Annotated in this window: 10 protein-coding genes; 4 read left to right on the forward strand and 6 right to left on the reverse strand. The window is 36.0% G+C overall.

The window, feature by feature from the left end; all coding sequences use genetic code 11:
* Nucleotides 1–48 precede the first annotated feature (48 nt).
* A complete protein-coding gene (locus ABVM52_RS01865; RefSeq protein WP_405383155.1) occupies nucleotides 49–1,482 on the reverse strand; it encodes an ATP-dependent RecD-like DNA helicase in 1,434 nt (477 codons plus the stop codon).
* A 101-nt stretch (nucleotides 1,483–1,583) separates the two neighbouring features.
* Between ABVM52_RS01865 and ABVM52_RS01870 the strand changes: the two genes are divergently transcribed.
* The 4 genes from ABVM52_RS01870 (at nucleotide 1,584) to ABVM52_RS01885 (ending at nucleotide 7,181) form a co-directional block, all read left to right on the forward strand.
* A complete protein-coding gene (locus ABVM52_RS01870) occupies nucleotides 1,584–2,234 on the forward strand; it encodes a hypothetical protein (protein WP_405383157.1) in 651 nt (216 codons plus the stop codon).
* The gene (locus tag ABVM52_RS01875; RefSeq protein WP_405383159.1) at nucleotides 2,212–3,048 is read left to right on the forward strand and encodes a DUF3822 family protein; all 837 of its coding nucleotides are present in this window, start codon (nucleotides 2,212–2,214) and stop codon (nucleotides 3,046–3,048) included. The genes ABVM52_RS01870 and ABVM52_RS01875 overlap by 23 nt, the downstream gene beginning before the upstream one ends.
* Entirely contained in the window at nucleotides 3,048–3,584 is a 537-nt protein-coding gene (locus ABVM52_RS01880) for an RsmD family RNA methyltransferase (RefSeq protein ID WP_405383161.1), read from the forward strand. The genes ABVM52_RS01875 and ABVM52_RS01880 overlap by 1 nt, the downstream gene beginning before the upstream one ends.
* Nucleotides 3,585–3,917: 333 nt before the next feature.
* Nucleotides 3,918–7,181 (forward strand): VCBS repeat-containing protein, encoded by a 3,264-nt coding sequence (locus ABVM52_RS01885; protein ID WP_405383163.1) that lies wholly within the window; start codon nucleotides 3,918–3,920, stop codon nucleotides 7,179–7,181.
* Nucleotides 7,182–7,188: 7 nt separating this feature from the next.
* On the opposite strand, the gene ABVM52_RS01890 is transcribed toward ABVM52_RS01885, so the two are convergent.
* The 5 genes from ABVM52_RS01890 to ABVM52_RS01910 all read right to left on the reverse strand — a co-directional run bounded on the left by ABVM52_RS01890 (nucleotide 7,189) and on the right by ABVM52_RS01910 (nucleotide 15,240).
* Nucleotides 7,189–8,880, reverse strand: coding sequence for a glycosyl hydrolase (locus ABVM52_RS01890; protein WP_405383165.1), 1,692 nt, complete (start codon nucleotides 8,878–8,880; stop codon nucleotides 7,189–7,191).
* Between the two features lie 28 nt (nucleotides 8,881–8,908).
* Nucleotides 8,909–9,997, reverse strand: a complete 1,089-nt coding sequence (locus ABVM52_RS01895) for a glycoside hydrolase family 5 protein (protein WP_405383167.1) — start codon at nucleotides 9,995–9,997, stop codon at nucleotides 8,909–8,911.
* Between the two features lie 70 nt (nucleotides 9,998–10,067).
* A complete protein-coding gene (locus ABVM52_RS01900) occupies nucleotides 10,068–12,551 on the reverse strand; it encodes a glycan-binding surface protein (protein ID WP_405383169.1) in 2,484 nt (827 codons plus the stop codon).
* A gap of 29 nt (nucleotides 12,552–12,580) precedes the next feature.
* Nucleotides 12,581–13,660, reverse strand: a complete 1,080-nt coding sequence (locus ABVM52_RS01905) for a hypothetical protein (RefSeq protein ID WP_405383171.1) — start codon at nucleotides 13,658–13,660, stop codon at nucleotides 12,581–12,583.
* 11 nt (nucleotides 13,661–13,671) lie between these two features.
* Complete coding sequence (locus ABVM52_RS01910) at nucleotides 13,672–15,240, reverse strand: RagB/SusD family nutrient uptake outer membrane protein (RefSeq protein WP_405383173.1); 1,569 nt, start codon at nucleotides 15,238–15,240, stop codon at nucleotides 13,672–13,674.
* Between the last annotated feature and the right edge of the window lie 3 nt (nucleotides 15,241–15,243).

Below are 15,243 nucleotides of genomic sequence, written 5' to 3' on the forward strand. Positions count from 1 at the left end.
AATTAATTGGTCAATTTAAAATACCATATTGACTAAAATAATCTTTTATTAATCAACAAAAAAATCATCCTTAAAGCCAATTAGATATAATGTATGCTTTGCCCTTGTTACTGCGGTATATAGCCATCTTAAATATTCTTTATCCATACCGTTTGGCAAATAAGGCTGCTCTACAAAAACTGTGTTCCATTGCCCTCCTTGAGATTTGTGGCATGTAATTGCGTAGGAAAATTTTACTTGTAATCCATTAAAGTATTTATTGTTCTTTACGCCCAAGAACTTTTTATACTTAGAAGATTCGTGCGCATAATCTTTCATAACTTCTTGATATAATCTATTACCGTCTTCGTAGCTTAACGAAGGGGATTCTGCCATAATAGTATCTAAAAGCAATACGGTCTCAAAAGGCGGCATGTTGGGGTAATCTACCATTTGCACCTTAACTTCGGCAAACTTAAAGGTATAAATCTCCTTAATGGCATAAATTTCCAGTACTTCAATAATATCACCATTGGCAATAAAACCTGCTTCTGAATTTGGCTTTAACCAATAATAATTATTTTTTACCACCATCATAAAATCCCCTACGGCAATGTCATTTTCCAGAAACAAAATACGTTCACGTATATTCTGGTTATACAAATTTGCACGCTTATTGGACCGTACAATAAATGTGGTCTCTTCCTTTCCGTTTTCAGAATAGGAACTATCTATGGCCTCTTGAATTTCATTGCCATCTATTAACCTTACTATATCCGTAAAAGGTTGTACATCAAATTTAAATTCATCAAAATAGTCTCCTTGTAATTGTTCCCTTAATAAGGTTGCATTTGCCAAGATACCAGAATCCCCGGCTTGCCGTACTACCTCATTCAATTCCAATCTAACCACCTCTTTGTTATAGGCCATAGAAATTTTGTCGGCATCCAATGCGGGACTCAAAACTAAATGTACCGGCGGTAATTGAGCCGTATCTCCTATAAGTAACAATTTACATTTATGACCGGAATACACGAACATCATAAGGTCATCTAGCAAAGAACCGTTTTCAAAAAGTTTGGAATCAGCCGCAACGTCAGGTATCATAGATGCCTCATCAACAATAAATATAGTATCCCTATGTTTATTTGGGGCCAATACAAATTGAACTCCGCCCCCACCTTGCTTTTTGGGAAAGTATATTTTTCTATGGATGGTATACGACTGTGTCTTTGAATAATTGGACATTACTTTTGCGGCCCTACCCGTGGGGGCCATAAGCACTGCTTTCTTCTGAACTTTCCATAAACTGTTCACCAAAGTGCCTATTAAAGTGGTTTTTCCTGTACCGGCATAACCTTTAAGTAAAAAAACTTCGTTTTTTTCATTTGATAGCGTAAATGCAGCCAATTTTTGTAAAGCCACTGATTGTGTGGCAGTTGGTGTATGCGGAAATTTGGATTCCAGTATACTATAGAAAGATGCGGGAGTTATAGGTTTCATGAGCCATCAAAGATAAAGATGATTTTTAGGCCAAAAACTTTTACCATTAAAAAAAAATTGTAGATTTGTGAAGACCACTAAATTAAATTAACATATACGAAATGAAGACCATAATACAGATTGTACTTTGGGTTGGGTGTATCGCTTTAGGATACCTAATTTATAACTCCATTACTGGACCAATTAAGTTTAAGGAGGTAAAACAAGAACGTTTTTCCCAAGTAGTAGCTAAGCTAAAAGATATTAGAAATTCCCAAGAAGCTTATAAAACAGTAAATGGTAAATATGCAAATGACTTTAATAGTCTTATACGTTTTATCGATACTGGTAAATATGTTATTACCCAACAAAGAGATTCTTCATTTATGGAATTTGACAAAACGTATCAAATTGACATGCTTAAGGAAGTAAAGATCATTGATACCCTAGGTTTTGTTTCCGTAAAGGATTCCCTTTTCAAAAAGGACACCCGTTATAAGAATTTAATGGAGGTACCTACCGCGCCAAACGGAGAAAAATTTGAAATGAAAGCCGGTTACGTTGAAAAGAGTGGATACAAAGCCCCTGTTTTTGAAGTAAAAGTTGATAAGGATGTGGTATTATATGACCAGCCTAAAGATTTATTAGCTCGTGAGAAAGCTGCAATTAGTGTAGAAGAGGTTAACGGACCATCTATTAAAGTAGGTTCTCTTGATGAAGTGAGCACTACCGGTAACTGGCCTGCTATTTATGACAAGAAAAACAATCAATAACCGTACAGATATTGCGGATAACCATTTTAAAAAATTGTCCATTCAGGTTAGCTTGAATGGACTTTCTTTTTGTGTGGCAGATACTGTTACACAACATTTGTTAATTTCCGACTCCATTGAATTTACCGAGGAGCTCAACCCTATTACCTTAAAGGAAGAGTTGGCTCAACTCCTTAAAAAAAATGCCATTGAACATATGACGTTCAATGAAGTGGTAACAGTGCACAGAAATACGCTTTTTGGCTTGGTACCAAAGTCTTTGTTCAACGAAGACAACCTCATGGAATATTTGAAATTCAACACCAAGGTGCTGGCCAACGATGTTCTAGCTTATGATGAAGTAGAAAACCAAGACCTAAATATTGTGTACGTTCCGTACATGAACATCAATAATTATATCTATGACCTATTTGGGGAATTTACCTATATGCACAACAGTACGGTACTTATACAATCCCTACTAAACAATCAAAACCAAGATCAAGATACAGTCTGCTATGTTCATGTCAAAGATGTTCAAATGGATATAACTGTTCTTAATCAACGTAAATTAATTTTGTACAATAGTTTTATTTTTTCCACAAAAGAGGATTTTATCTATTATCTTCTATTTGTACTTGAGCAATTGAACCTAGACCCTGCAACAGCCAATGTAAAGATGTTTGGGTCCATAGAGAAAGACGACCCCATATATCAACTATGTTATTCTTATATTGAGCACTTAAGTATATTTACGCCTTCTATACCCCAATCTATTAAAATGGAAAAGACCTTTACTTCTCAAATGGACTTTACCCTTATCAACACATTATAATGCGCATTATATCAGGAAAACATAAAGGGCGAAACTTAATTGCTCCAAAAAAATTACCGGTACGACCAACAAAGGACATGGCCAAAGAAAGCCTGTTCAATATATTGAACAATACTTATTATTTTCCAGATTTAAAGGTATTGGACCTCTTTGCGGGAACGGGTAATATTAGTTATGAATTTTCATCTAGGGGAGTTGAGGATATCCTTGCCATTGATGCCCATGCAGGATGCATTGATTTTATAGATAAAACCGTTGAGAAGCTAGATATGGAAATACGCACCTTTAAGAGTGATGTTTTTACTTTTCTTCAACGTAATACAGAACAGTTCGATATTATTTTTGCAGACCCCTTCTATGACATGGACCTTTCAGATTTTGAAAAAATTCCTGATCTGGTTTTTGAGAATAATCTATTAAAAGAAGATGGTGTACTCATTATAGAACATTCTAGCAGAACAAGTTTAGCTGAATTTACACACTACACAAACTCCAGAAAATACGGAGGAAGTGTATTTAGCTTTTTTGAAAAATAAATTTCAAATAAGTTCATCCACAAAAGCGGTTAATGAATCATCGCTATAACACACTTGTATTTTTTTTTGTAGAAAACCAATAGCTACCACTAAAAAGTGAAAACCACTTACATGGAACTAAAACCTTTTGGAGAAACAATTTCTACCGCTGTAATTTTATAAAATATATTATTTACAAAAGACATTGAAACCCAAATTTTAAAGAGGGCATTCTTTAGAAAAAAACAGCCTTTATAGTTAATCCCAGATAACGAACATTAAGACAAAAGGTGAAAATATATTCTCTATTTTTGCATGCTTTTACCTCTCATTTTTTGTAAATTACTTGGTTATATGAGAGTAAAAAACATCATCTTTTTTTTAGCATTGACCATAGCAACCGTTAGTTGTAAAAAAGAGAATATAGCTAATGAAACTACCCCAACATTTGAATTACTATCCAATTCAAAAACAAATATTCATTTTACAAATAAGGTTACCCAAACCAATAATTTCAACTTTTTAAATTACCTGGATATTTTTAATGGAGGTGGTGTTGCATTGGGCGATTTTAACAATGACCATCTTTTAGATATCTATTTTACCGCAAATGAAGGCAAAAATGCCCTATACATAAACGAAGGTAATTTTAAATTTAGGGAAATTGCTGCATTGGCCGGTGTTCTGGACCAAGAAGGGTGGTCTACAGGAGTAAATGTTATCGATATAAATAATGATGGTTTTTTAGATATCTATATCTGTAAATCTGCTTCGCTCAACAATCCCGATCTCCGAAAAAATAAATTATACATCAACCAAGGTGATGAAACGTTTATTGATGAAGCGGAAAAATGGGGACTTGCACATACAGGATTCTCCATTCAATCCTATTTCATAGACTATGATAAAGATGGGGACTTAGATTTATACTTGGTAAACCATCGTTCTGACTTTAACAATGTTAGAAAGGTAGATTTCAAAGATTCCGTTGATTATGTTGAAGAATTCTCTGACCAATTATTTAGAAATGATAATGGCACTTTTACCAATGTCACCAAATTAGCCGGTCTGCAAAATAAAACATGGGGACTTAGTGCCGCTATTGGTGATTTTAATGAAGATGGATGGCCAGATATTTATGTAGCCAATGATTTTATACAACCAGATCATCTTTACATCAACAATAAGAACGGGACTTTCACCGATAAGGTGTTAGAACTATTTGACCATATTTCCTACAATAGCATGGGGTCTGATTATGCAGATTTGAACAATGACCTTTTACCTGATCTAATTGTTTTAGATATGTTGGCCGAAGATCATTTGAGAAGTAAAGAGAACATGGCCACGATGGATACTCGCGGATTTGAGTACATGGTAGACAACGGGTATCACTACCCGTACATGTCCAACGTTTTACAACTAAACCAGGGGAAAGGCAATTATAGCGAAGTAGCCCAACTAATGAACATTTCTAAAACCGATTGGAGCTGGGCTCCTTTAATTGCCGATTTTGACAATGACGGACTAAAAGATATTTTCGTTAGTAACGGTATTGAAAAAGATTTAGGCAATCAAGATTTTAGAAAGAATCTTAGAAGCACCATACAGAACAACCCCCAAATGAACATCCAAGAACTGGAACAATTAATGCCAGGAGAAAAATTGAGTAACTATATGTTCCACAACAAAGGAGATTTAGAGTTTATCAACACCGGTAAAGAATGGGGTTTAGATATGCCTATGAATTCCAATAGTGCAGCTTATGGTGATTTGGATAACGATGGTGATCTTGATTTGGTCCTAAATAATTCTTCTGATAAAGCAGCGGTTTATAAAAACAATACAAATAAAAATTATCTGAAATTAAGATTAAAAGGTCCGTCAATAAATATAGACGCCATTGGCACACAAGTAAAAATAACCACTGCCAACGGAAATCAATTAAAAGAAAACTATTTTACAAAAGGGTATCAATCCGCAACAAAAGATGCCATACATTTTGGACTTGACACTATCAATAAGGTTGATAAAATAGAAATAATTTGGCCAGACAGCACCCTTTCCAAATTAGAAAATATCTCAATAAATGAGACGGTAGAAATATCCCACAATAGTGCACGTCCAAAATCATTTGAAAAAGTAAAAGCGAAATACGCTACTTACAAAACCATGTCTCCCAAAACCATTGGTATTGACTTTATTCATAAAGAAACAATTTACGATGATTTTAAACATCAAGTTCTTCTCCCCCATAAATTTTCGCAATTAGGACCGGATTTGGCCATAGCAGACGTCAATAATGACGGCATGGATGATATCCTATTTAGTGGAGCAAAAAACCAAGCTAACAGCTTATACCTACAACGCGGCAACGAAACTTTTGAACACACAGTTATTCAAGATTTTAACGTAGATAGTGGCACAGAAACCATTGGCTTACATTTTTTTGATTTTGATAATGATGGAGATTTAGATATTTATGCCGCTAACGGAAGTTATGAAGATCAGGAGAACAGTAATCTATTACAAGATGCCATCTATGAAAATGATGGTTCCGGTAATTTTAAGAAAGTTGACATTTTACCAAATATGCCCAATGTCACTAAAAAAGTGATTTCCATAGATTATGATTTAGATGGTGATTTAGATTTGTTCGTTGGCGGCAGGTTAATACCTAGAAAATATCCCTTACCCCCTACTTCATATATCTTACAAAACAACAATGGAAAATTTACAGATGTTACCAAGTCTGTAGCGCCAGAATTTGAAAATATTGGACTGGTGACAGATATGCATAGAACCGATTTTGATAATGATGGAGATACAGATTTAATCGTTGTTGGGGAATGGATGCCAATAACACTATTAGAAAACAAGAACGGCGTATTTAAAACATTGAACATAGAAGCTCTTTCCAGCAATAAAGGTTGGTGGCAATCTATTGATGTTTTAGATATAGATAATGATGGTGATGATGATTATCTTATTGGTAATCTAGGCAAGAACAACAAATTTCATCCGTCTATATCCAAACCTTTACATGTGTATGCAAATTACCTGGATGACAATACCACTTTTGATATGGTTTTGAGTAAAGAATATAAAGGTAAACTAGTGCCTACAAGAGGTAAGGAATGTTCAACACAACAAACGCCTTTTATAGATACTAAAATTCAGTCCTATGAAGAATTTGCAAATTCTACCTTAGTAGACATATACGGTTCCGATAAAATTGAAGCAAGTTACCATTCTATTACCACCAACTTAGCAACTAGTATACTTATCAATGAAGGTACAAATGGATATCAACTTAAAAGCTTACCTAATTCCGTACAATTTGGACCAACCACAGATTTTAGCCTAATGGATATAAATAATGACGGTCGTCTAGATATTTTGGGTATTGGTGCAATCTATGAGGCTGAAGTGGAAACCATAAGGTACGACGGTAATTCTGGATATATACTTACCAACAATAAAGGAACGTTTAAAAACAATGCCGAGTATTTAAATCTTAAATCCAATTCCAGAAAGTTGCAACAAATTACCATTGGAAAAAATAAATACCTAATTGTAGTGAACAATAATAGTGAGCCCACTCTTATTAAATTATAGACAGTTATTAATTAGAATAATCTACTTCGTAAAGATTTAGTAGTGACATATCTTCTTGAAATAATGTGGTATTACTCTGCTTAAAAGCTATGAAATCATTTTTTACATTATCCGTACTTTCAGCATTTGGGATAAAAAGATTTGCTTGACTATTATCCCAAGGCGCATTGAACCATGATAAAACCCAAGCAATATTAATATCACTACCCCCTTCCTCTATTACCGCAAGAATTGTATCCGTATAAAAATTGGGGTTATCGTAAACATAGTTTTGTTGCCCCGTTTCTGTAAAGGCCGCTATTTTGTGATGTTCGTTGGCAAATAAGGTCAAATCTATTAAAACTTGTTTAAGAACGGCTTTGTCCGGATTATAGTAATCTATACCTACAATATCTACATAAGCATCTCCAGGGTAGTATTCATCATTAAATGGAAAATTTGGAGACCAAGCAAAAAGTACATGATTTGACCTTTCATTTATATAATCTACAGTCATTCTATATAATTCAACATATAATTGCGGGCTGTGATTTTTAGTTCTTGTTCCCCACCAAAACCATCCTCCGTTCATTTCATGCAATGGTCTAAACACTACGGTAAACCCAAGCTGATTATTTAAAATATCAATCACCCTATCCATTTCATCAAAATACCATTCTCTAGCTCCATTTAAATTATAAACAATGTCATACATTAAACTTTTGTCTGTAGTTGACGTAATTTCATCATAATAAATTTGACCATCGGTTCTACTGGTCTGATGAAAATCTAACGTTACAATTGAACCATTTTCGTACGCTCTCCTTGCCTCGTTAATATGTAATTCTCGTTCATCTGCGCCCTTATACAACATGTAATGTGGATCAATTCCAAATACTCCGGGATGATCACCAGTAACATCTTTACAATCTGAAGTATTTAGATCATAACTTATTTCTCCTAACTTAAAAGAAAGTGGATGCTCTTGGCCAAATGCAAATCTTGAACCCTTGGCCAATCTTGCCAAATTGGTCAATACATTTTTGGTCTGCTGTGTAGCATTTGTATTTATTGGTGCATAAGTACCCAACTCGCGTATTTCAATTCTTATATTATCTGTATGTGTTGCTCCTTTAGTATCAGTTACGGTCAACATAATTTCATGAACACCTAGCCCTAAAGAGACTTGTACCACCTCAGATTCAAAATTACTACCGTCTGCCAATGCCCAATTATATAGTAGAGATTGATTTTCTGGATCTGTAGATGCTGAAGCATTTAAAGTTACCTCAATTTCTCCAGTATTGGCATCCGCATAAAGGATTTCATCTGCACCAGCATTTGCAATGGGATTCTTATTGGTATAAGGCAATATGGTAACCGTAAAATCTGCTTTACTTTTATCTTCGGCAACTATGGTATAACCTACAGTTTCGCTAAAATCATTAGTGGTTACTCCAGATTTCTGTATTAAACCGTTCAGTTCTACGGTAGCTCCTTTAGATACCTCATAAACTGCTGTTAGTTCGTTAAGGTTGGCCTCAACATCTAAAGTAGCCGTTAACGTACCTTTACTTATTCCTGTAAAAACAACATTAGGCAGTTCTTTAATTGAAAATGAATATAAGGTTTTATTACTACTTAAAAATTCGTTATCATCACTTTCCTTGGAACAAGAACAAACCAAAATCATTAAAAAGAAAAGTCTTAAAAATTTCATTTGGTTTATAATTATCTTTCCAATACAATTAATATGCCTTGTTTTTCCTTTTAATTTCTTCCCTAACCATTTTACCGGATGTAGTAAGATCATCCGCAGACCAGCCACCGTTGGCACTTGCACCAACTTTTAAAGCTGCAGACAATTCCTCTTTATCTGCAATGGACCAATTTAAATGCGAGATTTTATGCTCATCCAGAAAACTCCACCACGCTTCTGCCTCTACCTGGTCAATAGATTCATCTCCTGATGCTTGAGTAACACCATATTCCGTTACGAACAATGGAACATTATTATTTAATGCCAGAAGAGCCTTATCCCGTAATTCCTGTTTATGGGTTGCGGCATAATAATGTAAGGTATACATGACATTATCATCATCAATTTTACTGACAATAACATCGTCCACATCTTGCGACCAATTTGCCGTTCCACATATAATTAAATTATCTGGATCATATTTTCTAATTTCCGCAATTACGGCTTCATGGTAAGGTTTTAAAACATCTCTCCATGAAACATTTAGGGGCTCATTATAAGGTTCATAAATAATGTTAGGATAGTCTCCATATTTCTCCGCAATTTCTCCAAAGAACTTTACAGCTTCTTCCAAGTGGTTTTCCGCTGCATGATCATGCCAATCTATAATTACGTATAGACCATGCTCTATTGCCGCTTCAATAACAATTTCTACCTTTTGTCTTTCCGTTGTGGGGTTTTCAAGATACCCTTCATGTTCTACGGCCATTGCAGCTCTAACTACAGAGCATTGCCAATCATCTTTTAACCATTTTACGGTTTCTTTCGTGTAATATTTACCGATCCACTGGCTCCAAAAAAATGACATTCCCCGCAATTGCACCTCATTACCGTTATCATCTACCACCTTAGTACCACTTACGGATAAGTTGCCATGTTCTTCAACGACAGAAGAAAATGACGTGGTATCTTCCGGTTCTTCCTCCGCTTCATTTTCCTCCTCGACCTCAGTAACGGGATTCATTTCTTCTTTTTGAACAGGGTCATTGGCATTTTCATTCCCAGATGAAGAACATGCATTACTTAAACAAAGCATTAAAAAAGCAAATATGCTATAATTACAATAGACTTTTTTCATAGAAATGTATATTAAAACCTCTGTTAATTGTTTAAACAGAGGTTTTTTTGAAATTAAACTAACTAAACTTTTATTTTTCTTCGAACCTTACATTATCTATAGCAAAATTCAATAACAAATCTGCATTTTGAAATGCCATACCAAATTCACTATCTACCAAACTAAAGTCTGGTACACCTAAGACCGATAGGGGAATCTCCATGGTTTCCCAGCCATCTGTACTAAACGCTTCACCCGTATCATTCCAGGGCGCCCAAGCATAGAAAGCATCTACACCATCTGCATCATTGAACCTTATGGTAAATTCACCTGCACTAATTGGTTCCATGATATTTATATCAAATTTTAGCACATAATCATCTATATTACTACCCACAATTTCAGCACCATTTAAGGTAGACCCATTTCTCCAGAACATATCTACCCAGCCAGTACCCCCAGTTGACATATTTATTCTACCGTATGAGGAACCATCCAAGGTTAACGAAGCATCATTTTCTGCAACTACATTGCCCCACCATGGTCCTTTTTCATCCCAGTCAAAAAATACCAAATTGGTATCATCTACTTCATCTGGACCTCCACATTCATAACCTGGAACATCAAACCTGACATTGTCTATAGCAAAGTTCAACAATACGTCTGCATCTTGAAAGGACATACCAAATTCACTATCTACCAAACTAAAATCCGGTACGCCCAAGGCTGATAATGGAATTTCAATAGTTTGCCATCCATCCGTAGTAAATGCTTCACCTGTATCTTTCCATGGTGCCCATGTGTAAAAAGCATCTACTCCATCCGCATCATTAAACCTTATATTTATTTGTCCATCAGCTATAGGCTCAAGTATATTTATATCAAACTTAAGTACATAATCATTTACATTGCTGCCAACAATTTCCGCACCATTTAGGGTAGAGCCATTTCTCCAAAATAGATCTAACCAGTCCGGCCCACCTGTCTGCATGTTAATTCTACCATAACTAGTACCGTCCAAAGATAATGCGGCTTCATTCTCTGCCACTACATTACCCCACCATGGTCCTTTTTCATCCCAATCAAAAAATACCAAATCTGTATTTTCAACAGGGTGTGTACCATTACATCCTTGAGAAACTTCTATACCTAAGGCCGATAATAATTCTGTAGGAATCAAGACCCTGTTAATTTCATGAATCATACCATTACTTGCCGCAATGTTCGCGTTAATTACTTGAGAAGGTATTGCGTCTGAAAAGGAGGGCATTAAGCGTATAGCATCTGTTACACTTACCCCTATCATATCCCCAAAAACAGTGGATACGGTATTACCGTCCATTAATTGAGATTCTACTAAAGTACCTGCATATAAATGATACTCCAGTAATTTTTTCAGCAATTCTATTTCTTCCGGTGTGTCAAAATCTGACAAGGAGTTAAAATTATCTATAGTTGCAAAAAGTCCGTCAAAGGCTTCGTCATTTGGCGCAAATACGGTAAAATTTTCCGTAGCCCAAGTTTCTGACATTCCCGTTAACTCAATAGCAGACCTTAAGGTTGTAAACCCTCTATCTTCAACTCTAGCAGGTATATCCAAAGTAGCCCCCAATACAGCTTGAAAAATAGCATCTGGCAACAAGACCTTGTCAACACCGTGAATAATACCATTAATGGATTGAATATTTAAAAGATTAATCTCCGCATTGGTATATGTTGCATCATCTATGGTAGCCCCAGCTACCGCAAAAGACTCACCTTGTGCAGATTCCAGACTCTTACCATCTACATCATCCGAGGTCATATTCATTCCTATAACCACATGATAAAGCAATACTTGCTCTAAAGTTTCCTTAGGTATATCCTGAAGTGTAGACCACCCAAATGCCGCATCTAATTGCGCTATCAACATTTCAAAAGCCACATTGTTAGGGGCAAAAACCGTAAAGGGACCATCACCCTCCAATACAACCGACAATTCTGCCTGTACTAATGCTTCCGAGAATGAATTATAGTCTGGATTGGCCAAAGCGTGATCAACAATTGTGGGCGGTAACAACAATTTATTCACCATATGAACCACCCCATTGGTAGCTCCTAAATCTGACTTACCCTTTACCAAGGAGGCCATACCGTTAAAAGTTAGGTCACCTGTTTTATCAATAAAAAAGCTTAGGTTATTACCTTCTGCATCTGTTGCCATAGAAGTACGGTAACCTGTTTGCAAAGTAGAGGTTACATCTGCCGTAGACGTGCTCCAAATATGATTTAACAGTACCCGTTCACGCTCCTCTTCTGTAAGTGAAGACAGGTCTACTTCATTGAAGGCTTCATTTATTGGAGCAAAAATAGTGTAGGTCGTTGTGTTAGATAAAGTAGCATCTAATTCATATTCCTCCAATGCCGCTTTTAAGCTAGAGGTTTCTGGTGAAGAATCAATTATTTCTGTAATGTTCTGATTTGCTGTTAGCGACTCTGCAAACACTTCATCATCTTCATCACATGAATTTAATGATAGAACTACTAAACTTGCCAGAAAGAACTTAGTAATCTTATTTTGTTGAATATATATCATAATGTGCGTTCTTTAGTTTATTATTCTTTTTATTCTATAAATCCAAATTGATCTATATAAAACAAGAATGGGGCATCACCTCCTGAGAATTCTTGAAAATCTATTCTACTTATTGTAGTAGGCGCGGTACCTGCTGGATAAAAATCTGAAATGGGAATACTAAAACTATTCCATTGACCCGGCGTTACATTTATTTCAACAATTGCCTCAAAGTCATTAAGACCACATGCTAATTTTACCGTATTTTCATTAGCTGGATATATTTGAAAGTTTATGGCACTATAGTCCGCAATTACCAAATCTTCTGAAGTATCCGTAGCGGTAAATGTTAAACCTGCCCAGTTATTACTTTCTCTTTTAATTGATGTAGACCCTAGGGCTATTTCGTTAGAAAGTTCTTGGGTACCATCCCAACCACCTATTTCCCAATCATTGATCACTTCATCCGTGAATATTGGATAATTAAACCCATATGACTTTGAACGTGCCACTGCTCCGTTTACATTTACATGAATGAATGCCTGCACAACACCATCTGGAACTTCTACTGTTAGCGCACCTTCCGTAACTTCTATAATGCGTGCCTCTTTTTCTTCAAGGTTTCCTGCCTCTTCTGTTCCAGACGTAAACAAAACCTCATCTACATCCGTAAAATCACCACCATTAATGGTCACCGTATTGGCCCCATCAACAACACCTTCGTCAAAACCTGTAATCGTTAAAAGGGAAAAATCTGTTTCCGCACTTCCGTAAAGTGTTTCTACCGTTAATTTATTTGCAACATTTAAATAAGGTGCTTCTTGCGGTACTTGCGAGATAATCAACGTCTCTGTTACGAGGGTAGGATTAAAACCCGAATCCATTCCATTGTATTTAATAGATTTTAAACTGGCCAAGTTTTCACCTTTAATATAGTATACACCTCCCAAAACTCCAGTTTGTACCGTATTGTCCAACAAGGCATCAGATACGCTCGTTATAATAGGAGGCTCCATATTTACTTCGGCCAAGTCTGACTGATTAAATTCATTATTACAACCAATAAGGACCATTAATGTGCCCACTAAGAGACTGTATGTATATTTTCTGTTTTGTATATATTTTTTCATTGCTTTATTTTTTAGTTGAAATATGGTACTGGTTCATCTAGTAAAGCCGGATTGTTCAAAGTTTCGTTCGTTGGGTAAGGAAACAGCAATTTATTTGCAGAGACTTGAACAAACCTATCTGTAATACCATCCACTTCTCCACGTTCCGTATCATTGAACCAACCACGTTGCCTGGTAGATAAATACTCTAAGGCATCATCTCTTCTAATAGCATCATACCAATGTTGCATTTCTAGTGCAAATTCTAATTTTCGTTCTTTAAAAACATCCTCAAAATCAGGATTGCTAATAGATGCCAAACCGGCACGATTTCTAATTTTGTTCAAGGAGGTCTCCGCTTCTGACATTGACCCTACGTTACCTCTTATAATTGCTTCTGCTTGCGTTAACAGTACATCTGCATAACGAAGTAAATAAATATTATTAGCGTAACTACTTCTATCTCCACCACCATTTGTTGCCGGTGTACCTACAACATATTTTTTTATGGCTACATTAGTTCCTTGAGCATTACAACCACTTGGGTCCGGTGCCGTATAACCACCATTTAAGTTTGGATAAAAAGAATTAGGTTCCATAATCGTTGCCTTATACCTCTGATCAACGACTTTGTCCTCATAGGTATCCTGCAAATCCAATGAGGGGCCTATAGCAGACCAACCGTCATCAAAACCTGTTATGCCACCTAAAGCGTATAAACTTTGAACGCCGTTACCCTCTGCATATTTACCACTACCTGTCCACTGTGTAGCCAAAATACTTTCTTGGTTATTATCATTTGCGGTTAAAAACAGATCATTATAACTACCCGCTATACCATCTTCTGCCGTGCCACCCAATAACTTGAACTCTCCAGATGCAATTACATCAGTAGATAAATTATAGGCTTCTGCATATTCTTCCAATGTTAGATGAACTTTGGCCAATAAGGCTTTTGCGCCGTTACTGGAAATTCTTCCTGGCTCAGTAGCTTTATTATGTGATATATTGGCAATAGCGTAGTTTAAATCATTCTTTATAAATGTATAAATGTCAGCAACTACATGTCTTTCAATATAGTTCTGGTCTACCAATTCTAAATTATTCTCAATAATTGGAACTGAACCAAAAATCCTGACCAGATAAAAATAAGCTACGGCCCTCATTGCTCTGGCTTCGCCTACTGCACTATTAACAACCGAAATTGGTACATCCGCATTGGCATTCTCCGGTACCGTATTTATGATTGTATTTGCATGGGCTATTACTGCAAAAAGAGAATTCCATGCTTGGCCAAGTGTATTATGCTCACCTGTTATTGCAAAAAGGTCAAAATCTTGGTTTCTAGGATCCCAGGTTCTACCCGTACCAGCGGCCAAATCGCCAATACACCAAGAAACGTTAGAGATGAACTCATACCAAGGAACACTATAAAGTATATTGGTTGCCCCCTGTATCTGGGCGGTTGTTCTATAAAATTCAGAAGAACTTGGCGAATCTTCCGGTGGCCTCTCCAAAAACTCCTTACTACACGAATTGAGCAAGATAAGGGAGGTTAATATGAGCACTGCTACTATTGTTTTACTAAATATTGTTTTCATGAT

This window comes from Maribacter sp. LLG6340-A2 (assembly GCF_045057105.1).
Taxonomy (GTDB): Bacteria; Bacteroidota; Bacteroidia; order Flavobacteriales; family Flavobacteriaceae; genus Maribacter.